Annotated in this window: 20 protein-coding genes and 1 other RNA gene; 15 read left to right on the forward strand and 6 right to left on the reverse strand. The window is 60.3% G+C overall.

From position 1 onward, the window contains the following. Positions 1 to 9 precede the first annotated feature (9 nt). Both ACB035_RS03150 and ACB035_RS03155 read right to left on the reverse strand, forming a co-directional pair. Complete coding sequence (locus tag ACB035_RS03150) at positions 10 to 1,611, reverse strand: carboxyl transferase domain-containing protein (protein WP_371166654.1); 1,602 nt, start codon at positions 1,609 to 1,611, stop codon at positions 10 to 12. Beyond that, positions 1,608 to 2,750, reverse strand: coding sequence for an isovaleryl-CoA dehydrogenase (locus tag ACB035_RS03155; protein ID WP_201906741.1), 1,143 nt, complete (start codon positions 2,748 to 2,750; stop codon positions 1,608 to 1,610). Before ACB035_RS03155 ends, ACB035_RS03150 begins: the two co-directional genes overlap by 4 nt. 306 nt (positions 2,751 to 3,056) lie before the next feature. Between ACB035_RS03155 and ACB035_RS03160 the strand changes: the two genes are divergently transcribed. The 9 genes from ACB035_RS03160 to ACB035_RS03200 all read left to right on the forward strand — a co-directional run bounded on the left by ACB035_RS03160 (position 3,057) and on the right by ACB035_RS03200 (position 11,272). Further along, positions 3,057 to 4,214 (forward strand): acyl-CoA dehydrogenase family protein, encoded by a 1,158-nt coding sequence (locus ACB035_RS03160; RefSeq protein ID WP_371166655.1) that lies wholly within the window; start codon positions 3,057 to 3,059, stop codon positions 4,212 to 4,214. Between the two features lie 135 nt (positions 4,215 to 4,349). Continuing rightward, the gene (locus ACB035_RS03165) at positions 4,350 to 5,132 is read left to right on the forward strand and encodes an enoyl-CoA hydratase (protein ID WP_371166656.1); all 783 of its coding nucleotides are present in this window, start codon (positions 4,350 to 4,352) and stop codon (positions 5,130 to 5,132) included. Between the two features lie 18 nt (positions 5,133 to 5,150). Then, positions 5,151 to 6,263 (forward strand): enoyl-CoA hydratase/isomerase family protein, encoded by a 1,113-nt coding sequence (locus ACB035_RS03170; protein ID WP_371166657.1) that lies wholly within the window; start codon positions 5,151 to 5,153, stop codon positions 6,261 to 6,263. Between the two features lie 51 nt (positions 6,264 to 6,314). Then, entirely contained in the window at positions 6,315 to 7,217 is a 903-nt protein-coding gene (gene mmsB, locus ACB035_RS03175; protein WP_371166658.1) for a 3-hydroxyisobutyrate dehydrogenase, read from the forward strand. 52 nt (positions 7,218 to 7,269) lie between these two features. After that, positions 7,270 to 8,049 (forward strand): SDR family oxidoreductase, encoded by a 780-nt coding sequence (locus tag ACB035_RS03180; protein ID WP_338711531.1) that lies wholly within the window; start codon positions 7,270 to 7,272, stop codon positions 8,047 to 8,049. A gap of 358 nt (positions 8,050 to 8,407) precedes the next feature. After that, the gene (gene arcD / locus ACB035_RS03185) at positions 8,408 to 9,844 is read left to right on the forward strand and encodes an arginine-ornithine antiporter (RefSeq protein ID WP_129504151.1); all 1,437 of its coding nucleotides are present in this window, start codon (positions 8,408 to 8,410) and stop codon (positions 9,842 to 9,844) included. Positions 9,845 to 9,948: 104 nt separating this feature from the next. Further along, positions 9,949 to 10,737: a sulfite exporter TauE/SafE family protein gene (locus tag ACB035_RS03190; RefSeq protein ID WP_371166659.1), complete on the forward strand. Its 789-nt coding sequence runs from the start codon at positions 9,949 to 9,951 to the stop codon at positions 10,735 to 10,737. Between the two features lie 102 nt (positions 10,738 to 10,839). Beyond that, positions 10,840 to 10,936, forward strand: an RNA gene (ffs, locus tag ACB035_RS03195) — signal recognition particle sRNA small type. 84 nt (positions 10,937 to 11,020) lie between these two features. Beyond that, complete coding sequence (locus ACB035_RS03200) at positions 11,021 to 11,272, forward strand: hypothetical protein (protein ID WP_371166660.1); 252 nt, start codon at positions 11,021 to 11,023, stop codon at positions 11,270 to 11,272. Here ACB035_RS03200 and ACB035_RS03205 read toward each other — a convergent pair. After that, positions 11,259 to 13,085, reverse strand: coding sequence for an ATP-binding protein (locus ACB035_RS03205; protein ID WP_216950682.1), 1,827 nt, complete (start codon positions 13,083 to 13,085; stop codon positions 11,259 to 11,261). The genes ACB035_RS03200 and ACB035_RS03205 overlap by 14 nt on opposite strands. Positions 13,086 to 13,093: 8 nt before the next feature. Next, a complete protein-coding gene (locus ACB035_RS03210; protein ID WP_005351410.1) occupies positions 13,094 to 13,585 on the reverse strand; it encodes a molybdopterin-dependent oxidoreductase in 492 nt (163 codons plus the stop codon). Positions 13,586 to 13,923: 338 nt separating this feature from the next. Here ACB035_RS03210 and ACB035_RS03215 point away from each other — a divergent pair, with 338 nt between their 5' ends. The 6 genes from ACB035_RS03215 (at position 13,924) to ACB035_RS03240 (ending at position 20,077) form a co-directional block, all read left to right on the forward strand. After that, a complete protein-coding gene (locus tag ACB035_RS03215) occupies positions 13,924 to 14,274 on the forward strand; it encodes an STAS domain-containing protein (protein WP_005333409.1) in 351 nt (116 codons plus the stop codon). Further along, a complete protein-coding gene (locus ACB035_RS03220) occupies positions 14,271 to 14,687 on the forward strand; it encodes a hypothetical protein (RefSeq protein ID WP_005351415.1) in 417 nt (138 codons plus the stop codon). Before ACB035_RS03215 ends, ACB035_RS03220 begins: the two co-directional genes overlap by 4 nt. 18 nt (positions 14,688 to 14,705) lie before the next feature. Continuing rightward, complete coding sequence (locus ACB035_RS03225; protein ID WP_005360128.1) at positions 14,706 to 16,811, forward strand: SLBB domain-containing protein; 2,106 nt, start codon at positions 14,706 to 14,708, stop codon at positions 16,809 to 16,811. Position 16,812: 1 nt separating this feature from the next. After that, positions 16,813 to 17,481 (forward strand): tyrosine-protein kinase family protein, encoded by a 669-nt coding sequence (locus ACB035_RS03230; RefSeq protein ID WP_042083492.1) that lies wholly within the window; start codon positions 16,813 to 16,815, stop codon positions 17,479 to 17,481. Positions 17,482 to 17,504: 23 nt separating this feature from the next. Further along, positions 17,505 to 18,995, forward strand: coding sequence for a SpoIIE family protein phosphatase (locus ACB035_RS03235; RefSeq protein ID WP_371166661.1), 1,491 nt, complete (start codon positions 17,505 to 17,507; stop codon positions 18,993 to 18,995). An 80-nt stretch (positions 18,996 to 19,075) separates the two neighbouring features. Then, positions 19,076 to 20,077: a glycosyltransferase family 4 protein gene (locus ACB035_RS03240; RefSeq protein WP_042052829.1), complete on the forward strand. Its 1,002-nt coding sequence runs from the start codon at positions 19,076 to 19,078 to the stop codon at positions 20,075 to 20,077. Between the two features lie 293 nt (positions 20,078 to 20,370). Here the strand turns inward: ACB035_RS03240 and ACB035_RS03245 are convergent, their stop codons facing one another. Beyond that, on the reverse strand, positions 20,371 to 21,006 hold the full coding sequence (locus tag ACB035_RS03245; protein WP_193859298.1) for a sugar transferase: 636 nt from the start codon (positions 21,004 to 21,006) through the stop codon (positions 20,371 to 20,373). Continuing rightward, a complete protein-coding gene (locus tag ACB035_RS03250; RefSeq protein ID WP_371166662.1) occupies positions 21,003 to 22,196 on the reverse strand; it encodes a glycosyltransferase family 2 protein in 1,194 nt (397 codons plus the stop codon). Before ACB035_RS03250 ends, ACB035_RS03245 begins: the two co-directional genes overlap by 4 nt. Between the last annotated feature and the right edge of the window lie 7 nt (positions 22,197 to 22,203).

Here is a 22,203-nt window from a genome sequence, read left to right on the forward strand (position 1 = left end):
TTTTGCTCCTTACATCCGGAAGATACCGTACTGCTCGGGTTCAATGCGGGCACCCTGACATGCGGCGAGCGCCAGTGCCAGCACGGTGCGGCTCTGGGCCGGGTCAATGACGCCGTCATCCCACAGGCGGGCGCTGGCGTAGTAGGGGTGACCCTGGCGCTCATACTGTTCGATCACCGGGGCACGGATGGCAGCCGCTTCCTGCTCGCTCAAATCTTTGCCCTCGGCAGCCAGCTTGTCCCGACGCACCTGCACCAGCACCCCGGCCGCCTGCTCGCCCCCCATGACGGAGATGCGGCTGTTGGGCCAGCTAAAGAGAAAATCGGGTTCATAGGCGCGGCCGCACATGCCGTAGTTGCCGGCACCAAAGCTGCCGCCGACGATCAGGGTGATCTTGGGCACCCGGCTGCAGGCCACTGCTGTGACCAGCTTGGCGCCGTGCTTGGCGATCCCCTCTTTTTCTGCGCTACTCCCCACCATAAAACCGGTGATGTTCTGCAAAAAGAGCAGCGGGATGGCACGCCGATTACAGAGCTGGATAAAGTGGGCCCCCTTCTGGGCGCTGTCGCTGTGCAGCACGCCGTTGTTGGCGAGGATCCCCACCTCCATGCCGCAAATACGGGCAAAGCCGGTCACCAAAGTGGTTCCGAACAGCGCCTTGAATTCGTCAAAGTCAGAGCTATCCACCAGTCGTGCAATCAGTTCACGGGCGTCGTAAGGGCGTTTGAGACTGGTGCCCACCAGACCGTAGAGCTCCTCGATCGGGTAGCAGGGGGGCTCGTAGCCGGGGCTGCTCTCTATCGGCTCGTTACCCAGATGAGTAACCAGCGTGCGGGCGATGGCCAGCGCATGGGCATCGTCACGGGCCATATGATCAGCAACTCCCGAGTGGGCGCAGTGTACCTCGGCGCCGCCCAAGGCCTCGGCGCTGATCTCCTCGCCGGTGGCGGCCTTGACCAGCGGCGGACCCGCCAGAAAGATGGTGGCTTGCTCCCTGACCATGATCGACTCGTCCGCCATGGCGGGCACGTAGGCGCCGCCTGCGGTGCAGAGCCCCATCACCACCGCCAGCTGGGGGATATTCTGGGCCGACATGCGGGCCTGGTTGTAGAAGATGCGACCAAAGTGATCCCGGTCGGGGAACACCTCATCCTGCATCGGCAGAAAGGCGCCGCCGGAATCCACCAGATAGAGGCAGGGAAGGCGCAGCCGCTCGGCGATGGCCTGGGCGCGCAGGTGCTTTTTCACCGTGAGCGGGTAGTAGGTGCCGCCCTTCACGGTGGCGTCATTCACCACCAGCATGCAGAGCCGGCCTGAAACCCGGCCGATGCCGGTGATGATGCCGGCGGCGGGCACCGGCTCGTCATAGACCTGCCAGCCAGCCAGCGCCGACAGTTCGAGAAAGGGGGAGCCCGGGTCCAGCAGCTGATTGATGCGCTCGCGGGGCAGCAGCTTGCCACGGGCCTGATGGCGGGCGTTGTTGGCCGCGCCGCCCCCTAGCGCGATCTCGGCAATGCGGGCGTGGAGATCGTCGACCAGCCCCTGCATGGCGGCCCGATTGGCCGCATATTCCGGGCTCGCCGTGTCGAGGCGGGAGTGGATACGACTCATGCATTTTCTCCCATCAGCTCGCGGCCGATGAGCCAGCGGCGGATCTCCGAGGTGCCGGCTCCGATCTCGTAGAGTTTGGCGTCCCGCAGTAGACGGCCGGTGGGGTATTCGTTGATGTAGCCGTTGCCGCCCAGCAGCTGGATGGCATCGAGGGCCATCTGGGTGGCATTTTCGGCGGCAAACAGGATAGCGGCGGCGCAATCTTTACGGCTGGTGCGGCCCTGATCGCAGGCGCTCGCCACCGAATAGACCAGCGCCCGGCTACTGGCGAGGCGGGTATACATGTCGGCGAGCTTGCCCTGTACCAGCTGGAACTCGCCGATGGCCTGGCCGAACTGCTTGCGCTCGCGCACATAGGGCAGCACCACGTCCATGCAGGCCTGCATGATGCCAAGGGGGCCCGCAGCCAGCACCACCCGCTCGTAATCCAGCCCGCTCATCAGCACCTTGACCCCGCCGTGCAGGGTGCCCAGCAGGTTTTCCTGCGGCACTCGGCAGTTGTCGAACACCAGCTCGCAGGTGCTGGAGCCGCGCATCCCCAGCTTGTCGAGCTTCTGGGCGGTAGAAAAACCGGGAGTGCCGGCTTCAACGATAAAGGCAGAAATCCCTTTGGGGCCCGCACTGGTATCTGTCTTGGCATAGATGACGAAGGTGTCGGCATCGGGTCCGTTGGTGATCCACATCTTGTTGCCGTTCAGCACGAAGTGATCGCCCTCGCGCTCCGCGGTGAGGCGCATGCTGACCACATCGGACCCGGCTCCCGGTTCGCTCATGGCCAGCGCCCCCACATGCTCGCCGCTCACCAGCGGGGGGAGATAGCGTGCTTTTTGCTCCGCCGTGCCGTGGCGGTGGATCTGATTGATACAGAGATTGGAGTGGGCGCCGTAGGAGAGGCCGACCGAGGCGCTGGCGCGGCTCACCTGTTCCATCACCAGCACATGGGCGAGATAGCCGAGGTTCACCCCGTCATACTCCTCGGTCACCGTGATGCCGTGCAGCCCCAGCTCACCCATCCGGGGCCAGAGATCGCGGGGGAAGGCATTGCTCTGATCGATCTCGCTGGCGCGTGGGGCGATCACTTTCTGGCAGAAAGCCGCAACCTGTTCGGTCAGGGCATTCAGAGTCTCATCCATCTGCATCCATGCTCTCCTTGCGGATATGACAGTCGGGTAGGAAGGTTGGTTCGACCGGCTGACTCTGCGTTATGGCTGGCAGTGGTCGGTCCATTTTTGTACTTCACTTCTGCCACAAGTTTACGTTAGCGTAAACGTAAATCAATTGTTAATCTGTTGTGTGTCGATAAAGCGGTGGTAGTGAAAGAGTCAGCAGCTACCACGACAACAGCGCCATAGTGGCAGATCCGACTGACGCAGCGTGTGGGCGCCGCGTCATAAAGCACTAATGCGGGAAAATATGCGCGGGGCAACAAGGGAGTGAACGACAAGATGGATTTTACCCTGACCGATGATCAACAGGCGTATGTGGAGGCGGCCGCCGCCTTTGCCGATGAGGCGCTCAAACCCCATGCCGCGCGCTGGGACAAGGAGCATGATTTTCCGATCCCGACCATCAAGCTGGCGGCCGGGCTAGGTTTTTGTGGTCTCTATACCCCGGAGCAGTTTGGCGGATTGGGGCTGCCGCGCCTCGATGCGAGCCTCATCTTCGAACGCCTCGCCATGGGCTGTACCTCGACCACGGCGTATCTGACTATCCACAACATGGTGAGCTTGATGCTGGGAAGCTGGTTACCCACCGAGGTTGCCAAAGAGTGGGTGCCCAAACTGGCCAGCGGCGAGTTGCTGGGCTCCTATTGTCTCACCGAGCCGGGGGCGGGTTCCGATGCTGCGGCACTCATGACCCGAGCCACTCGCGAGGGTGATAGCTACCTCATCGAGGGAACCAAGGTCTTTATCTCGGGAGCGGGCAGCACTGACGTGCTGGTGGTGATGGCCCGTACCGGTGGTGAAGGTGCGAAGGGGATCTCTGCCTTTATGGTGCCGGCTAATGCCCCCGGCGTGAGCTATGGCAAGGCAGAAGAGAAGATGGGCTGGAACAGCCAGCCGACCCGGGAGGTTGTTTTCAACGGGGTTCGCATTCCTGCCTGTTATCGGTTGGGCGAAGAGGGGGAAGGATTCAAGTTCGCCATGCAGGCCCTCGATGGGGGGCGCATCAATATTGCCACCTGTTCAGTGGGCACCGCCCAGCAGGCGCTGGACGATGCGCTGGTCTATGTGCAGCAGCGCCAGCAATTTGGTCACCCGATCAGCGAATTCCAGAGCGTGCAGTTTCGCCTGGCCGATATGGCGACCGAGCTGGCTGCCGCCCGTTTGCTGGTGCGTCAGGCCGCTGACAAGCTGGATCGCGGGGCACCGGACAAGAGTGCCTGGTGCGCCATGGCCAAACGGTTTGCCACCGATGTGGGTTATCGAGTCTGCGATGAGGCTCTGCAACTCTTTGGCGGCTATGGTTATATCCGCGAGTATCCGCTCGAGCGCTATCTGCGCGATACACGGGTACACCGCATTCTGGAGGGCACCAACGAGGTGATGCGACTCATCATCGCGCGCCGCCTGCTGGCCGATCCCGGTTTGTCGCTGGGCTAACCGGTGGTCGCATCAAGGGTGTGTTGCCTGCCACCCGATTTGCACCATGCCGGTTTCGGCTTTGTGAGCCAGCCACAGGTTGGCGTCATTCAAGCCTGTCATCATGGCGGCAGCTTCATCGACAAGGACAATGTTATGACAAGGATCAGACTCGAATATCATGGCCACGTGGCCTATATCACCCTCGACCATCCCCCTGCCAACACCTGGACCCTCGCCAGCCTGCAGGCCTTTTTGCAGATGATGGTGGAGCTCGACAGTCGTCCCGATGTGGTGGCGCTGGTGATCCGTGGTGCGGGCGACAAATTTTTCTGCGCCGGTGCCGACCTCAATATGTTTGTCGAGGGGAATGTCGAGCTGGCCCGCGAAGTAGCCGAAGCCTTTGGCAAGGCCTTCGAGGCGCTGGCCCGTTTTCACGGCGTCAGTATCGCCGCCATCAATGGTTATGCCATGGGCGGTGGCCTGGAAGTAGCGTTGGCCTGTGATATCCGCATCGCCGAGCAGCAGGCGTTGCTGGGACTGCCGGAAGCTTCGGTGGGCTTGCTCCCCTGTGCCGGTGGCACTCAGCGCCTGACCGAGCTGGTGGGGCCGGGCTGGGCCAAGCGGATGATCCTCTGCGGCGAGAAGGTGAGTGCCTCGCTGGCCTACGAGATGGGGCTGGTGGAGGAGGTGGTGAAAACCGGTCAGGCATGGGAGGCGGCGCACCAGATGGCCCATCTGGTGGAGCGCCAGAGCCCGAGCGCCCTGCGCGCCTGCAAAACCCTGATCAATCAGGGCCGCAGTGGCCCGCGGGATGCCGCCTTGCCCCTTGAGCGGTCGCTGTTTCTCGATCTCTTTAGCGATGTCAATCAGCGTGAAGGGGTGGCCGCCTTCCTGGAGAAACGCTTACCGCGCTGGCAATATGGCCCAACAGAATAAATCCATACGGAGCCGTTTATGAGTGAGCCGGTCAAGGTTAGCTGTTATCCCACCGAAGATGGCCATCAGATCGGGGTGTTGACCCTCGACAGCCCTGCGTCTCTCAACGCATTGAGCCTGCCGATGATCCAGATCCTGCAACAGACGCTGACCCGTTGGGAGCAGGATCCCGCCATCGTCTGTGTACTGCTGCAGGGGATGGGTGAGAAGGCATTTTGTGCCGGTGGCGATATCCGCTCCTTCTATTACCGCAAACAGGAGGCAAGCGGATCGGAACTGTTCGAATATGCCCGCGACTTTTTCGAGCAGGAGTACCGGCTCGACCACCACATCCACTCTTACCGCAAGCCCCTGATCTGCGTGGCGGACGGTATCTGCATGGGGGGCGGCATTGGCCTGTTTGCCGGTGCCGATTTCCGGGTGGTGACCGAAAAGAGCCTGTTCGCCATGCCGGAGGTAACCATAGGCCTCTACCCCGATGTGGGGGCAAGCTGGTTTTTAAGCCGGATGCCGGGGCGGCTGGGGCTCTGGCTCGGTCTGACTGGCGCCCGCTTCAACGGGAGTGATGCCATCGGTCTTGGGCTGGCGGATCACGCTATCGCCAGTGGCGAGCGCAGTGCGCTGTTGTCACGCCTCGCCGTGCTCGACTGGGCTGGCAGTGGTGAGCCCCGTGAGCAGATCGATCTGCTGCTCAGGGGATTGCACCGTGAGGTAGCGGCCCGCTTGCCAGCGCCAGTATTGCTGCCCCATCAACAGAGGATCGATGCCTTGCTGGCGGGACGCACGCTGCAAGGGGTATTGGCGCGGTTGTTCGAAGCTCAGTTCGATGAACCGGAGGCGGTACTCCAGCAGGCGCAGCAGCTCTGCCGCACCGGTAGCCCCATCAGCCGTGCCATTTTGTGGCGTCAATATTGGCAGGCTCGCCGCAACTCACTGGCAGAGGTATTTGCCGAGGAGCTGACCCTCTCGGTCAACTGCGTGCTCAAGGGCGATTTTGTGGAAGGGGTGCGGGCACTGCTAATCGACAAGGATAAAGATCCCCGCTGGCAACAGTTGCCACCGGAGGGGGAGTGGCTGGACGAGTTCTATCGCTGGCCGCAGGGGCGCAATCCGTTGGCCTGCAAGGAATAACATCTTGGCAACCGGCGGACGCCGGCATCAGCAACGCAAGGAGCAAGCGGGATGACAAGGATAGGGTTTATCGGGCTCGGCAACATGGGCGGCCCCATGGCGGCCAATCTGGCCAGGGCCGGGCATACGGTGCAGGTGTTTGATCTGGTTGCCCAAAACATTGAGCGCGCCATCGCCGCTGGCTGCATCGCCACGGGGGATGCCCGTGAGGCGGTGACCGGCTGCGAGGTGGTGATCAGCATGTTGCCTGCGGGGGAACATGTGCGCGATCTTTGGCTGTCTGAGGGGCAGGATCTGCTGGCAGCCCTGCCGGTTGGTGCACTGGTGATCGACTGCTCCACTATCGATGTCGACTCTGCCCGTCAGGTCGGGGAGGCGGCCCGCGCCCGCGGTTTGCGCTTTATCGATGCCCCCGTATCGGGCGGTGTCGCCGGTGCGGCCGCTGGGACGCTCACCTTTATCGTTGGCGGCGACGCGGCAGATTTCGAGGCGGCGAAATCCCTGCTCGCCTGCATGGGGCAGAACCTGTTTCACGCCGGGGCGCTGGGCGCCGGGCAGATCGCCAAGATGTGCAACAACATGCTGCTTGCGATCCATATGGCGGGTACCGCCGAGGCGCTGGCCCTCGGGGTGAAGGAGGGACTGGATCCCGCCGTGCTCTCCACCATCATGGGCAAGAGCTCCGGCAACAACTGGAGTCTGGAGCGCTACAACCCCTGGCCCGGGGTGATGGAGAATGTCCCTGCCGCTCGCAACTATCAGGGGGGCTTTATGACCCGTTTGATGGTGAAAGATTTGGGATTGGCCATGGCGCTGGCCGAGCATGGGCACAGCGCTGTGCCCATGGGGGCGCTGGCCCGCAACCTGTTCAACCTGCATGCCGCCCAGGGGCAGGGGAGTCGCGATTTCTCGAGCATCGTCGAACTCTATCTGGATAAACAGGGTCCCGCCTGACGGGCCACCTCTCTTCAAGGCATCTCCCTTCGACCAGCTACAAGGAGCATTGATGGATATCAAAGATAAGGTCATCGTTATTACCGGCGCCGGACGTGGCTTGGGACGGGCCATTGCGCTGGCCCTGAGCGCACAGGGGGCGACGCTGGCGCTGCTCGACATCAATCGCGCCGATCTGGAGGCGACCGTAGCCCTGGTGCGCAGTCAGAATGATCAGTGCGATCAAGATAGCCAGTGCGAGCTGTTTGTCTGCAATGTGGCGAGCGAAGCCGAGGTTGAGTCGGTTTTTGCTGGCATCAAGGAGCGTTTTGGCGTGCTGCACGGTCTTATCAACTGCGCCGGTATTTTGCGCGATGGCATGCTGATCAAGGTGAAAGAGGGTGAGCTGGTGGAGAAGATGACGCTGGCCCAGTGGCAGAGCGTGATTGACGTCAACCTCACCGGTACCTTCCTCTGCGGGCGCGAAGGGGCGGCGCTGATGGCGCAAGGGGGGCAGGGGGGCGTTATCATCAACATCTCTTCCATCGCCCGCGCCGGCAATATTGGCCAGAGCAACTATGCCGCCAGCAAGGCGGGAGTTGCCTCGCTGGTGGTGACCTGGGCGCGGGAGCTGGCGCGCCATGGCATTCGGGTCATGGGGATTGCCCCCGGGGTGTTTGCCACCGACATGACGGCGGCGATGAAGCCGGAGGCGATGGCGCGGATGCAGCAGGCCATTCCGGTCGGCACCCTTGGCGAGGCGCAACAGCTGGCCGAGACGGTGAGCTTTATTTTTGCCAACGACTATCTGTCGGGGCGGATGGTAGAACTGGATGGCGGTTTGCGTTTATAGGGATTTACATAATGGGCCCCGGTGTTTCCACCGGGGCTTTTTTATGCAGATTATTTATACAGAGAGTGCCTGAATGGCGATGCATAGGAACCATGCGAGTCAGGTTGTGTTGGCAGAAAAATGAGAAATATCAATGGGTCTTGGTTAATTTGAGCCAGCTCACAGGCCATATGGGTCAGTGCTGTAAAATTGCGCGCGGTCAAGGCGGTGCATGATTGACGGGACGAGGGATTGCGGTCGGAATAGTCATGCAATATAGTTGCCGCCTTTTTCACGGGGTCAGGATTCCCAGCCCCTCCCATATTGCGCGCAGTATGAATACGGACGCTCTGCCGCCGCCTAAATAAACAGGATTGAAATGGACAAGAAACTAGGGCTGGGCGCCCTCATTTCGCTGGTGATCGGCTCCATGGTCGGCGCCGGGGTCTTCAGTCTGCCACAAAACATTGCTGCGCATGCCAGTGCCGGGGCTGTCGCCCTGGGTTGGGCCATCACCGGTCTTGGCATGATCTGTCTCGCGCTGGTCTATCAGAACCTCTCCATGCGCCGCCCCGATCTCGATGGCGGTATCTTCAGCTATGCCAAAGCCGGTTTCGGCGATTTTATCGGCTTCAACGCCGCCTGGGGTTACTGGCTCTGCCAACTGCTGGCCAACGTCTCCTACGCCATCGTAGTGTTTAGCGCCCTGAGCTACTTCTTCGATACGCCGGACAACGTCATCTTCGGTGACGGCAATACACCGGTGGCCATCACGCTGGCCTCCATCCTGATCTGGTCGGTGCATGCACTGGTGCTGCGCGGGGTACAGGTTGCTGCACTGGTGAATATCGTCACCACCATCGCCAAGATGGTGCCGCTCATCGTCTTCTGTGTTGCGATCCTGCTGGCCTTCAACATGGATACCTTCACTCTGGATATTTGGGGCCAGAACAACATGGAGCTGGGCTCCGTGATGGATCAGGTCAAGTCCACCATGAAGGTGACCCTCTGGGTCTTTATCGGGATTGAAGGGGCCGTGGTGGTCTCTGCCCGTGCCCGTCATCGCAAGGATGTGGGCCGCGCCACCGTGCTGGCGCTGCTCGGCGCCCTGACGCTTTACGTGATGGTGACCCTGTTCTCGCTGGGTGTCATGAGCCAGCCGCAACTGGCGGCGCTCAAGAACCCTTCGACCGCCATGATCCTCGAAGCCGTGGTCGGCCCCTGGGGCGCCTGGCTTATCAACATCGGTCTGGTGGTGTCGGTGATGGGTGCTCTGCTCAGCTGGACCGTGCTGGCCGCTGAAGTGCCCTACATTGCGGGCAAAACCGGTGTGTTCCCGGGCTGGTTTGCCAAGGAGAACAAGAACGGCTCGCCGCAGGTGTCCCTCTGGTGCTCTACCTGTCTGGTGCAGATCTTCCTGATCATCATCTACTTCCAGAGCAGCACCTATCTGGCGCTGGTCAACATCGCTACCTCGGCGGCGCTGGTGCCCTACGTTTTCTCCGGTGCCTATGGTCTGAAGCTGGCATTGAAAGGAGAGACCTATCAGGGTCAACCCCATCAGCGCAAGCGTGACCTGCTGCTGGCCCTGGTGGCGACGCTTTACGGCTGCTGGCTGGTCTACGCTGCCGGTGTGGAGTACCTGTTGCTGGTGGCGCTGCTCTACAGCCCGGGCATCTTCATCTACTGGAAGGCGCGTCAGCATCACGGTCTGCGCGGCCTTAACCGGTTGGAGCAGGGGATGACGGCGGCCCTGCTTGGCTGTGCCGTGCTGGCCTTCTACAAGGTGATGGACGGTACCATTCCACTGCACTAACCGGCACAATGAAGAGATGGCCCTCGCGCCATCTCTTTTTTTCATGCAGATATCCACTGTTGCCCGGCCGTGTCGGCCAGTTTTTGTTTAACACAGGAATTTTTATGCTGTTTATGGGTTACCTCCTGCTGGGCGCCTTTGCCGGTATGCTGGCGGGACTGTTCGGGATCGGCGGCGGTCTTATCATTGTCCCCGTGCTGGTCATGACCTTTCGCGCCCAGGGCATAGACCCTGAAATCATTACCCATCTGGCCCTCGGCACCTCGTTGCCCACCATGATCTTTACCGGATTCAGCTCGCTGCGGGCCCACCGGGAGGCGGGCGCCGTCGACTGGGTGATGATCCGCCGACTCGGCGCCGGCATGCTGATCGGGGGCTGGCTTGGCGGCATGACCGCCAATCTGCTCAGCACCAGCACCCTCAATATCATCATCGGTTGTTTCGCCTGGAGCATGGCGCTACAGATGGGGCTCAACCTTAAACCCAAAGCGGAGCGCCATATGCCGGGGCCGCTCGGCACAGGCATTGCCGGTACCATCATTGGCTGGATGTCTGCGCTGTTTGGTATTGGCGGTGGTTCGCTGACCGTCCCTTACCTGAGCTGGAGCTCGGTGCCAATGCGCAATGCGGTAGCGGCCTCTGCAGCATGCAGCATGCCCATCGCGCTGGCGGGGAGCCTCAGCTACCTCTATGCGGGTTGGGATCATGCAGATCTGCCCGAGTGGAGTGTGGGCTACATCTATCTGCCCGCCCTGCTGGGCATTGTGCTGACCAGTACCCAGTTCGCCCGCATTGGCGCCAAGCTGGCACACCGCTTGTCACCCACACGCCTCAAGCAGGCCTTTGCCCTGCTGATGCTGCTGGTGGGGGCGAAATTTATGCTGTTTAGCTGATTCATTCGGCAGATTGTTGAAAAATAAGGCAAACGATCTGTTGGAGGGTAGAAAGCCGTTGCATTGAACGCCTAGTTTGCCTATTCTCCTCGCCGGTGGTCCTATTGGTCCTCTCGCATTGATAACCCGTCGACCTGGTCAGGACCGGAAGGTAGCAGCCAAGGCGGGGGACTCGAGTGCCGGGATGTGGCTGGTAGGGCCACCACTTGTTTCTGCAATTCAATAAGTTAGCTTCCTAAAGCCCTTGGTCATCCATTTTATGTGGACGACAAGGAGCTCATCGATGAATCTCTGGCTCAGTCCCCACGGCATCTGGTATTACCGGAAAGTCACCACGCTCCCCCGTGGTCGTCGTAAAGAGATCAAAAAATCCCTGCATACCCGAGACAAGCCGACGGCCCGTGCAGCGGTTGCGAAGCGGCTTGCCTGCGTGTGTTCCAGACCCAAGCCCATTCAGTTGCCTGCAGAAGTCAATGTTGCCCCACATGAGCAATCAGTAGCCCGGAATCAGGGGGGGGGGGTTATTGCTTGGTGACACGCAGGGCGGCGTTGTATTTGAGCCGACCATGGGAAATATGTCTGTTTATCTCGCTCAGTAGCGTCTCTTTATTGATGGGCTTGGTGATATATCCATTCATGCCATGGGAAAGATAGTATTGCTTGGATTCCGGCATCGCATCCGCCGTCAGGGCGATGATGGGGATATCTGCCCAAGGCATCTGGGAGGTGCGGATCCGGGTGGTGGCCACCAGGCCATCCATCACTGGCATCTGGACATCCATCAACACCAGATCAAATTCGGTGTGACCCAGTTTCTCCAGCGCCTCTTCTCCCTGAACGGCCAGTGTGACCTGATGGCCCACGGAGTCGAGCATGGCGCCGATCACCTTGCGGTTAGTGGCATTGTCATCAACCAGCAAGATGCGATAGCTCTCCTGATCCAGCGGCTTGGACGGCAGGCAAACAATCGAGGGGGTCGTGGCTCTGGCGGGCCAGATGTAGGTAAAAGTACTGCCATGTCCCTCGCTGCTCTCTACCGAGATATCGCCACCCATCAGGCGTGCGAGGTTACGGGATATTTCAAGTCCCAAGCCCGATCCACCATATTGGCGGGTGATCGAGACATCCGCCTGGGCGAAACGTTGAAACAGGTTCTTTAGCTGACTTTTGCTCATGCCGATCCCGGTGTCCTGGATCGAGATGCGTATCGAGTGGCGATCCTGCTCCAACAGGGTGCTATCAACATGGATCTTTACTTCCCCCTGATGGGTGAACTTGATGGCATTGCTCACCAGATTGAAGAGGATCTGGCGCACCCTCAGCGGGTCGATCATCAACCACTCCGGCGTATCGGAGGCAACTGTCAGGGTCAGCTTGATCCCTTTTGCATCGCAGTTGCTCTGCATCAGGGCCCGGATATCCTCCAGCAGCTGGGGCAAGTGATGGGGGGCCAGTTGCAGCTCGATCTTGCCCTCTTCCAGCTTTGATACATCCAGAATGTCGTTAAGCAGACCGAGCAGATGGTTTGCCGATTCGCGCGCCGTCTCCAGATAGTCTCGCTCCCTTGGGTCCATATCCCGGTCGGCCAGCAGTGAGAGCATGCCGAGAATGCCATTCATGGGGGTGCGAATTTCATGGCTCATGTTGGCCAAAAAGCTGCTTTTGGCTCTTGTGCCGGCCTCTGCCGCCTGATTTGCCCGCAGCAGTTTGTCATTGAGCTGCTGCATCAGTTTGTGCTGCAGAAACGAGATATTCATTTGCCGCCAGATCAGCAGGGCGAGCACAAAGAGCAGCGCAAATTGCAGGGTAGCGATGAGTGTCGTCGTGATGATCTGCTCCCTCACGCTGTCGCGACGCGCCACATCAAACAGGGTCGCCTGCTGGTTCACCTCCAGAGTCAGCTGATGGAGCAGGGGGAGCAGGGAGGCAAGCTGTTGGCGCAGCTCCTGATGGGCAAGATTGTCGAGCGGCTTGGTGGCTTCCGGGCCGAGCCAGATATCCGCCAGAGAGATGTAGGATCGAATGGCTTTGCTTGCCTGCTGGTAGATCTCGGTTTGCTGAAGCAGGCTGCGATCCTTGCTCTCCAGCACCAGATCCATGCGACTGACCAGAATATCGTATCTGAGCTGGAAGGTCGGTTGCGACTCATGGAGCAGCGAGCTTTGAAAACGCAGCGCTTCGTTATAGAGCTGGAAATAGTTCCACATCACGTTGTCTTCGCCCTGGCTGGTACTGCGCTGCAGATCCTGAAATTGCCGATACTGGATGGTACCAATACCGGCAAAGGCAAGGAGCAGCACACAAAGCACCACAAACAAGAAACGTTGACTGGCCGCCATGGAACGCATGATGGGATCTACTCCACTTTTATCGCGCTGATCTGCCAGATAGCCCGACCATAATAGAGCTTGTTTTGCAGTTCGGGATATTGATCGAACGGATAGACAAGGAACAGCGGCCCTTTGTCACGCACCGACAGTGGCTTGCCATTGATCGTGCGGGCGAGGATGACCCGATATTGCTCGGCATCGCTTGTCGGCACCTGTACCGAGTAGTCATTGAGCGCGGTAATGGTGAGCTGTTTGCCGGTTGCCCCGACCTTGGCCAATACATCTTGCAGCAGCGGGCCGCGAAAAGTCTTGGCTTCGTCATACCAGGGGGTATGGGTTTTGATTTCGTGTACCGGCAGTTGATCCAGCATGGCGCTGTCCCACAGGGCCAGAGCCTGATGAGTGGGGCTGCTGATGGCGCCTTCAACCTTCAACACGGCGCTGTCAGGGGAGGGGGCTGCGTATGCGGTGCCGCAAAGGGCTGCCAGCAGTGGTGCGATGTAAAGGCCTGCTTTCATGGTCTCTCCTTCCTGGAAAATGGCGGCATGGGGGCCGAGCCAACGGTGGCTTGTGAAGTGTGTACAAAGGCAAGCAATAATCGGGCCCAGTCTAATGGGCTTGAATTATCAGCCATTTAGCCTGTTATCGGGCAATCTCGGCCCAGGTGAATTGCAGTTTGCAACGTTCGGGGGAGGTTAATTGCAATTTGGCAATCAAAACGAGGAGTGGGTGTCGGCGAATAAGGCGCAAAGAGTATCATTTGGAGAACAAGTGCCGTGGCACTGTCCGGCATAACATTTGCAACGTGCTGAATGCCGTGACAGCAAATAGTCTGAGAATCGACAAGGAGCTAGCGATGGAAAGCATGACTTACACCCTTAATGATATCCAGGTAGTGGTACTGGAAAACGAGTTTGACGCGATGGCCGTCAGTGAGCTCCGCCCGTTGTTTGAAACCCTCTCGACCCACCCGGGAGATATCCTGGCCGATATCAGCGATGTTCATTTTATCGACTCGTCGGGGATCGGAGCCTTGGTATTTCTCTATAAAAGATTGATTATGAACGGGCATCAGATGGCCCTTGTCTGTGGACCCGGTCAACCCCATGACCTGCTGGAGATGCTGCATATCGACCGGGTGATCCCCTGCCATGAGAGCATCAAGGCCTATATGCGTTCCCGTGGCATGATGGCCGCGGCATCATGAAACGCTTTGGTATCCTGCTATCGTCCATTCTGCTGTCGGGTTGCGCGCAGTGGCCGCCGGAGGGATATGGCGGCATGGCCGAGGCAAGACCCACCCGTATTCCGGTCAATGAGGATGAACGGCGGGTCTGGTCTCGTTATGATGAGCGTCAGAAGGAACTCGACTTGCAGCTGACGGAATTAAAGCAAGCGAGTCTGCAGGGGTGTATGCCTGCCGAGTTGAAACGACTACAATCTCAACGTATTGATATCGAACGGGATATGCACGGACGGCTCTGGTCGGATGTAGCCTGGCGTCAGACCGTGTTGGCACAATCACTACAACAAGTACGTTTGCGGCTGCAACAGACAACAGCGGATGGCTGTCGTGCTGATTGGTCAGGGCTCCCCTTACGCCAATGGGGGCAGACGTAACAGACGAAAAGGATGTCTATGAAACGGGGCGCTCTCGAAGGATTGATCTGTGTTCTCTTGCTGTTGTTCACCTGCCCGTTACTGGCCTCCACCTTGTTGGCTCCCGGTGATCGGTTGGCCATAGTGCAACCCGGTGAGCCTGCTTTTGATCAGCCTTTCCAGATCAACAAGCAGGGGGAGATTGCACTGCCTGAAGTTGGAAACGTCGTGGTGGGGGGGAAGACCCTGCAACAGGCGGATGAGCTGATCCGCACCGCCCTCAAACCTGTTTACAACAACCTCTCTCAATTGACCGTCACCTTGCTGGAGAAGCGGCTGCTGATCAGCGTGATGGGCTATGTCAAAAAACCCGGCAGTTATGATCTGGCGCCCGATGGCAACGTGCAGATGGCCCTCGATGCCGCTGGCGGGTTGGTGCCCGGTGCCCAGCTCAACAACATGCAGGTGCGGCGCGGCAGCACGGTATCTAGCTTCGACTACAAGCGTTATCTCGATACCGGCGATGCCAGCGTGTTGCCGCCATTGCAATCCCTCGATGTGGTGTTCGTACCCGCCTCTCCGCTGATCGGCAACGTGCAAATAGATTTTGATGCGGCAACCCTGGCGGCAGGCGGGGATGGCGATACCGGCAAGGCGATCAAGGTGTTTGGCGAGGTCAACAGCCCCGGCGCCTTCAGTTTCAAGAGTGGCAACTCCATCGTGGATCTGCTGATGCGAGCCGGTGGGGTAACCCGTTTTGCCGGGGTGGAGCGGATCCGGGTGATCAATGGTGATGCCCCCGAACTGTTCGATCTCAAAGCCTATCTCGACTCCGGCAACAACAAGCTGCTGCCCAATCTGGCGCCGGGCGCCACCATCTTCGTGCCCAAGGATGAAGAGCAGATAAAACGGGGGGCACGCACCATCTACATCATGGGCGAGGTGTTCAAACCCGGCGCCTATGAGGGGCGGGAAGGGGACTCCTTCCTCGATATTCTGGCCAATGCCGGTGGCCCGACCCGCTATGCCGAGAGTCGCCAGATCCGTTTGCTGCGCACCGATGGCACGATCGAACCCATCGACTTGCAGGCCTATACCGAAGGGATGCAAAAGGCGCTGCCCCAAGTCAAACCCGGTGATGCCATCTTTGTGCCGGAGAAGACCGACATTAACGAGAAGTCCTGGTTAAAAGTGGCGCCCGGACGGGCGGTGATGGTGATGGGGGCGGTGCGGATCCCGGGCCGCTATGAATGGTCTGACGAGATGTCGCTGCTGGATCTGATCGCCCACGCTGGTGGCCCCAACGAGCGGGCCGATATCGCCAAGGTGCAGATCCTGACCGCCGAAGGGGGGCAGGCCACGCCAACCCTGTTTGATCTGGACAAGTTTCTCCATCAGGGGGGGGCGCTGGCCAGCCTGCCGAAGATCCGGGCCGGATTCACCATCATGATCCCCGAGCTGCCCACCGATCCCAGTGACAACAAGTCCCAGTGGGTGCGCCAGTCACCGGACAGTTCCATCTATATCTTCGGTCAGGTCGGGGCCCCCGGTCGCTATGCCTTCAATGAGCAGATGGGCTTTATCGACATCCTGTCGGCCGCCGATGGTCCGACTGCGGCGGCGGATCTGCGCAATGTGCGCATCGCCCATCGCAGTGGCAGCACTGCGCGGGTCAGCAAGCTCGATCTTGCCCTCTACTTTGAAACCGGCGATGAAACCTTGCTGCCCAAGGTGCTGCCCGGCGACTCCATCTATCTGCCGGAGAAGAATCGCCCCTGGCTCGATGAGCCGAAGGAGAACACTATTCGGGTGCTGGGAGCGATCGCCCGCCCGGGTCGCTACCGCTTTGACTCCTCCATGACCCTGCTGGATCTGCTGGCAGAGGCGGGGGGCCCGACCAGCAGCGCCTATATCAAGAAGATTGTGGTGATCAACATGGCTACCAGTGGTCAGGGGGATCAGGCCCGCAGCTTCGATCTCGACGGCTTTGCCAAAGAGCCCGACTTTAGCCAGTTGCCGGTGCTGCGTGCAGGGGACACCGTCTTTATCCCTGATAGCAAAAGCAGCAACTGGGCCATCTTCATGGATGGCATGCGCGATATCCTGACCACGATCTCGGTGGTGGCCCTGGTCGGGACGCTTTGATATGAGCATCCCCATTCAATATCTGGAGCTCGAATCCCTCTACGCGGCGACGGTCGCCCGGGGGATCCGCTCGCTGGCGGTCACCTCGTCGGAAGGGGGAGAGGGGGTGAGCTCCATCTGCGATGCGCTGGCAAGGCGCTCGGAAGCGGATGGGCTGCGCACCCTGCTGGTGGATCTCAATCTCTATCACCCCGGCCGCGCCCCGGCTGTTGCCTGGGGGCCCAATGATGTGCCCGAGCCGGTAGCCACTGGCCGGTCGTTGTCGCTGCTCCCGGCGCCGGGCAAGGATCTGATGGCTTTTCGCAACAAGGATACCTTGCGTCAGCTGCTGGTTCGTTGGCTCGAACATTACGATGTGGTGATCTTCGATACCTCACCGCTCACCGCCCTCAATCGGGGCAATATTCCGGCCGATCAGGTGTGCGGGGCCTGTGAAGGGGCACTGCTGGTGGTGCTGGCTGGAGTGACACCGACGACCGTGGTACAAAGTGCGGTGGATAAACTGACCCGTGCCGAGGCCAATCTGATTGGCGCTGTCTATAACGACAAGCTCAACCCGGGGCTGGCCAGCGAGATCCTGCGCGAACTCAACCGGCTGCCCAGTAACCGGGTGACCGAATGGCTCAAGCGCTGGTGTCGGCGCAGTGCCTTGCTCAATTTCCGGATCTGATCGCCCGCTGATGGAGGCCCGATATGGATGACTGGTTGCGATCTGCTCCGGCAACCCTGCAGTCGGTGCGCGAACTGCGCAACCGGCTGGCGCAGGGACTCTCCCTGTTTCAGGTCTCCCCAAAGGATCAAGCCAACTGGCTGCTCTGTTTCAGTGAGCTGGCCACCAATAGCGTCAAACACACAGCTCCTCCCGCGACCCAGCTCTGGCTCACGCTGAAAGAGGATGAAACGGGCTTGAGTCTGATACTGGAGGATGATGGCGGCCCGCAACCCGGTCTTGCCAGTGCGCCGTTACCCGATGAGCTGCAGGAGGGGGGATACGGGCTGGCGCTGGTGCACCAGCTGTTTGCCGAGGTGCACTTCTCTCGCGACGATGATCGCAATCGCGTGACCCTTCGCCAGCAGGGCCCGGTCAACCAACTGCCGGTGCTCGCGGTGATCGACGATGACAAGGTGATGCGTGCCCTGCTCACCGCCTATCTCCATGAGCACTACCGGGTTGAAAGTTATGCCGACTCCCATGCCGCCCTGCTGGCGCTCGGAAAGCAGCCCCCCGCGCTGGTGCTCTCCGATATCGAGATGGAGGGGATCGATGGCTTTGGGCTGCGCCAGCAGTTGATGAAGGATCCCAAGATGAAGGGGGTGCCCTTTATCTTCCTGACCGGTCATCAGGATCAGTGGACCCAGAGTCGGGCGGGGGCGCTGGGGATCGATGACTTTCTGGTCAAACCCATCACCAAGCAGGACCTGTTGCTGGCGGTTTCGCGGGTGCTGCAACGCTCGGAGCAGCTCAAGTCGCAATGGGGCGAGCAGCTGGATCAGCGCATGACCTCGGCGCTGCGCCCGTTATTGCCCGCCACCTCCATAGGGGGATACCAGCTGGCGTTGCAAACCCGCGCGGCCACCGTGGGGGGCGGGGACTTTCTGCTGGTCAAGGATCGGGTGCTGTGGCTCGGGGATGTGATGGGCCACGATGCGGAAGCCAAGTTTTTTGCCCATGCCTATGCCGGTTATCTGCGCGGCTTGCTGACGGCGCACGATCTGGAGCGCGCCCCCGCCCGTTTGCTGACCATCTTGTCCAATGCGGTTCACAGTGATCCGTTATTGGGGGCTACCCTGCTCACCACCCTCTGCATTGAACTCGGCAACGAGGGGCGGGTGCAGTGGGCCAGCGCGGGCCACCCGGCGCCCTGGCTGGTCGGGCCCGGTACCATCCGTCAGGTCGGCGTGACCGGCCCCTTGCCCGGTTTGCGCCCGGATCCCCACTTCGTGACCAATGAGCGTCAGCTCAAGCCCGGCGAGATCCTGCTGTTCTGGACCGACGGTCTGCTCGATAGCCGTGATGCCGCAGAGCGCCAGCGCTGGGAGTCGCAGCTAAAAGAGATCTGCCTGACTTCGGGGCCCGGTCTTGAGCAACTGGCTCATCGCATTGCCCGCTGGTTTGATGAGCGCATCAATGATGCCGCCCTCGATGACATGACCCTCTTGTTGGTCGCCTGTCCCGGCGCCTGATCCTGCCCCTCCTTACCTGACTGGCCCGCTCTATGCAACACCTCATTTCAGGTGGCATGGAGCCACGGGAGGAGGTGACTATGTTACCCATGCAGCAGATCTGGCTGGCCATCGATGCACGTCAGGTCGGTGGAATAGAAGTTCACATTATCCACTTGGCCAACGATCTGCTGGCCAGAGGATTTCGCCCCACCATAGTGCTGGTGAGCAACCACGGCATGACCCCCTTTACGACCCTGCTCAAACAACAGGGCTTGCCCTACGAGGTGTGCCACAACAGCCGCGACTTTATGCGCCGTCTGGCCCGCCAGCCGGCTTCTGTGCTGATCCACACCCACGGCTACAAGGCCGGGGTGCTGGGGCGGCTGACAGCCTGGTTTACCGGTAAATCGGTGGTCTCGACCTTTCACAGCGGGGATGACGGGGAGGGATTGCTGAAGTTTTACAGCTGGCTGGATCGCACTACAGCGCGTTTTGCGAAGTGTATTGCAGTAAGCGAGCCCATCGCTCGCAAATTGCCTGTGCCAAGCACGGTGATCAGCAACTTTGTCCCCATGCCTGCGACGCCGGCTACGGTAACTGGCAACCGGATTGCCTTTGTCGGCCGCCTCTCGCCGGAAAAGGGGCCGGAGGCGTTCTGCCAGCTGGCTGCCTTCTGCCCGGACGGGGCGTTTCATCTCTACGGGGATGGCCCCATGAAAAGCGCCTTGTTACAGCAGTATGGTGATCGCGTCCAGCTTCATGGTTTTCAGAACATGGCCAATGAGTGGCACAACATCGACCTGCTCTGCATCACCTCCCGCTTTGAAGGGTTGCCGCTGGTGGCCCTGGAGGCGATGGCTCACGGCATACCAGTCTGTACCTTTGCGGTGGGGGGCCTGGTCAACCTGATCGATCACAAATCCAATGGCTGGCTGGTGGAGCCCGGCCATGTGCGGGATATGGCGGAGCTGGTCAACTACTGGCTGCGCAGCGATGGGGTGGTGCGCAGCAAAATGAGTCAGGCGGCCCGCAACACCATCGCCCGCGGGTACAGCGTGAGCAACAGAGTGACCGATATTCTGGCCGTCTACGGCGCCTGAATCACGGAGAAACCTGTCAAAACGAGTGGCCGCTGGCTACTCGTTTTTTTATGTGCCGGTGTTATGGGGAGCAGGGGGCGGATTGCTTCGGTGAGCACGCAAGGCTCGGGTTTCTGCGGTTGGTCAAGCGGACATCAGGCCTGTGGATGGATGGGGCCAGATGATGGCGATCAGATCGCTGACTTCTCTGTGATCACCATTGATGCGCCACAACGATGCGCCATAAAAAAAAGCCATTGCAGTGGCAATGGCCTGATGGGTGTTGAGATGTGGTTGAGGTTGGGGCGGCGGGATTAGCGCCCCTTCTTGCCGACCATGATAGCGATCGTCTTGCCGATGATATGCACATCCTGCACCAGCCAGCGCCAGGGGTGGAGCAGGGCGACCGAGTAGGCCAGATCGAACGCCAGCTTGCTGCGCACATCATCGAGCGATTCGTCGTAACCCTGATTGACCTGTGCCAGACCGGTAATGCCGGGGGCCACTTCATAGGTGCGTTCGATAAAGTACGGCACCGCATCTTCCAGCCGGTTGGCGATCCCGGGTCGCTCCGGACGGGGGCCGATCAGCGACATCTCCCCCTTGAGCACATTGATAAACTGCGGCAGCTCATCGAGCCGGGTTTTGCGCAGGAAGTCGCCGCAGCGGGTGATCCGGCTGTCCCCCTTGCCACACCAGACCGGCCCGGTGCCCGCCTCGGCGTCGGCGCGCATGGTGCGAAACTTGATCATGAAAAAGAGCTCGGTATGGGTGGCGTGGCTGCGCCCGATCCGCAGCTGACGAAAGAACACCGGCCCCGGGCTATCGAGCCGGATGGCCAGCATGATCAGCGGCCACAGTGGCAGTGTCAGCAGCAGGCCAAGAGTGGCACCGAGCAGATCCATGCTGCGTTTGACCACCAGGGTCAATCTTGGAATGGGGTGTGTCATACGGCTTTCTCCTGTGACATGAAACGTATGGGGGCGCGCAGGCAGTAGCGCAGGGTGCCCATGCCGTTGTACCAGTGTCCGAGTACCAGATAGTGGATCTTGCGAAACAGATTGGGCCAGGGGTGCACAGGGGTCAGCTGGATCAGGATGACCAGCAGATACCCCAGCAGTTGCAGCCCCAGCAACAGCTGAAACAGCAGGGATTGGGTGGCCAGCGGGATGGCGCAGAGCCACAGCAGGGTCAGGCAGAGCGGCATCAATACTCGCAGCCCCTTGCCACTGGCAAAGTTGAAGGCAACCCAGCCGAACTTGGGGTGCAGCAGGGGCAGCAACCGCAGCAGCTGCTGGGTGTTGCCGGCCCCGATCCGCTTGCGCCGTGTTGCCTCCAGCGCGGCATTGGAAACTTCCAGCTCCAGTGCGGCGCAGCGATTGTCATAGACAGCCCGATACCCCTTGGCGATGGCCTGCATCGGCAGGATGAAATCGTCGTTGATGGTATCGGCAGCCAGCGGGGTGAGGCACTCCCGGCGCATCATGTAAAAGGCCCCGTGGGCACCCAGCATGCCGCCAAGGGCCGATTCGCAGAGCTTGATCTGGCTTTGATAGTGCCAGTAACTCTCCTCGCCCTGGGAGCCCGGTTGCCAGAAGCGGTATGCCTCCCCGACCACCCCTACCTTGGGATCGGCAAAATGGGCGACCGCCAGCAGCAGGCTGTCGATGGGCAGCAGGGCCGAGACATCGGTGAGGGCCACCAGATCGCTGTGCACCCGGGTCATGGCCTCGTTGAGCACGGCGACCTTGCCGCGATTGCGGGGGTGATCAAACAGCCTGATCTGCAGCTGCTGCAGGGCGGGATCACCGAGCTGGCTGAGCGCAATGGGGTAACTGTTGTCGCTGCAGCCGTCGAAATGCACATGCACCCACAGCTTGTCGGCGGGGTAATCGAGGCTGGCGAGGTTTTGCAGCTTGGCCGCGATGGTTGCCGACTCGTTGTAGACCGGCATCAGCAGGGTGATGGTCGGCAGCGCCTCATCGGTGGCATCTGTTTTGAATCCCCGAGCCAGGGGGCGGGGCGGATTGGCTACCTTGCGCGCCTGCCGACCACCAAATTTGAGCAGCAGGGGATAGCCGACATGGTGGTAGACCACCAGTACAGCACACAGCCAGAACACGATCATGATCCATTCCATGGGATGC

This window comes from Aeromonas sp. S12(2024), assembly GCF_041402305.1.
GTDB classification, from domain to species: domain Bacteria; phylum Pseudomonadota; class Gammaproteobacteria; order Enterobacterales; family Aeromonadaceae; genus Aeromonas; species Aeromonas veronii.

What these genes read in the sequence shown, in the direction of transcription:
- ACB035_RS03150 (WP_371166654.1), bottom strand. Translation starts at nt 1,611, where the DNA reads ATGAGTCGTATCCACTCCCGCCTCGACACGGCGAGCCCGGAATATGCG.
- ACB035_RS03155 (WP_201906741.1), bottom strand. Translation starts at nt 2,750, where the DNA reads ATGCAGATGGATGAGACTCTGAATGCCCTGACCGAACAGGTTGCGGCT.
- ACB035_RS03160 (WP_371166655.1), top strand. Translation starts at nt 3,057, where the DNA reads ATGGATTTTACCCTGACCGATGATCAACAGGCGTATGTGGAGGCGGCC.
- ACB035_RS03165 (WP_371166656.1), top strand. Translation starts at nt 4,350, where the DNA reads ATGACAAGGATCAGACTCGAATATCATGGCCACGTGGCCTATATCACC.
- ACB035_RS03170 (WP_371166657.1), top strand. Translation starts at nt 5,151, where the DNA reads ATGAGTGAGCCGGTCAAGGTTAGCTGTTATCCCACCGAAGATGGCCAT.
- mmsB (WP_371166658.1), top strand. Translation starts at nt 6,315, where the DNA reads ATGACAAGGATAGGGTTTATCGGGCTCGGCAACATGGGCGGCCCCATG.
- ACB035_RS03180 (WP_338711531.1), top strand. Translation starts at nt 7,270, where the DNA reads ATGGATATCAAAGATAAGGTCATCGTTATTACCGGCGCCGGACGTGGC.
- arcD (WP_129504151.1), top strand. Translation starts at nt 8,408, where the DNA reads ATGGACAAGAAACTAGGGCTGGGCGCCCTCATTTCGCTGGTGATCGGC.
- ACB035_RS03190 (WP_371166659.1), top strand. Translation starts at nt 9,949, where the DNA reads ATGCTGTTTATGGGTTACCTCCTGCTGGGCGCCTTTGCCGGTATGCTG.
- ACB035_RS03200 (WP_371166660.1), top strand. Translation starts at nt 11,021, where the DNA reads ATGAATCTCTGGCTCAGTCCCCACGGCATCTGGTATTACCGGAAAGTC.
- ACB035_RS03205 (WP_216950682.1), bottom strand. Translation starts at nt 13,085, where the DNA reads ATGCGTTCCATGGCGGCCAGTCAACGTTTCTTGTTTGTGGTGCTTTGT.
- ACB035_RS03210 (WP_005351410.1), bottom strand. Translation starts at nt 13,585, where the DNA reads ATGAAAGCAGGCCTTTACATCGCACCACTGCTGGCAGCCCTTTGCGGC.
- ACB035_RS03215 (WP_005333409.1), top strand. Translation starts at nt 13,924, where the DNA reads ATGGAAAGCATGACTTACACCCTTAATGATATCCAGGTAGTGGTACTG.
- ACB035_RS03220 (WP_005351415.1), top strand. Translation starts at nt 14,271, where the DNA reads ATGAAACGCTTTGGTATCCTGCTATCGTCCATTCTGCTGTCGGGTTGC.
- ACB035_RS03225 (WP_005360128.1), top strand. Translation starts at nt 14,706, where the DNA reads ATGAAACGGGGCGCTCTCGAAGGATTGATCTGTGTTCTCTTGCTGTTG.
- ACB035_RS03230 (WP_042083492.1), top strand. Translation starts at nt 16,813, where the DNA reads ATGAGCATCCCCATTCAATATCTGGAGCTCGAATCCCTCTACGCGGCG.
- ACB035_RS03235 (WP_371166661.1), top strand. Translation starts at nt 17,505, where the DNA reads ATGGATGACTGGTTGCGATCTGCTCCGGCAACCCTGCAGTCGGTGCGC.
- ACB035_RS03240 (WP_042052829.1), top strand. Translation starts at nt 19,076, where the DNA reads ATGTTACCCATGCAGCAGATCTGGCTGGCCATCGATGCACGTCAGGTC.
- ACB035_RS03245 (WP_193859298.1), bottom strand. Translation starts at nt 21,006, where the DNA reads ATGACACACCCCATTCCAAGATTGACCCTGGTGGTCAAACGCAGCATG.
- ACB035_RS03250 (WP_371166662.1), bottom strand. Translation starts at nt 22,196, where the DNA reads ATGGAATGGATCATGATCGTGTTCTGGCTGTGTGCTGTACTGGTGGTC.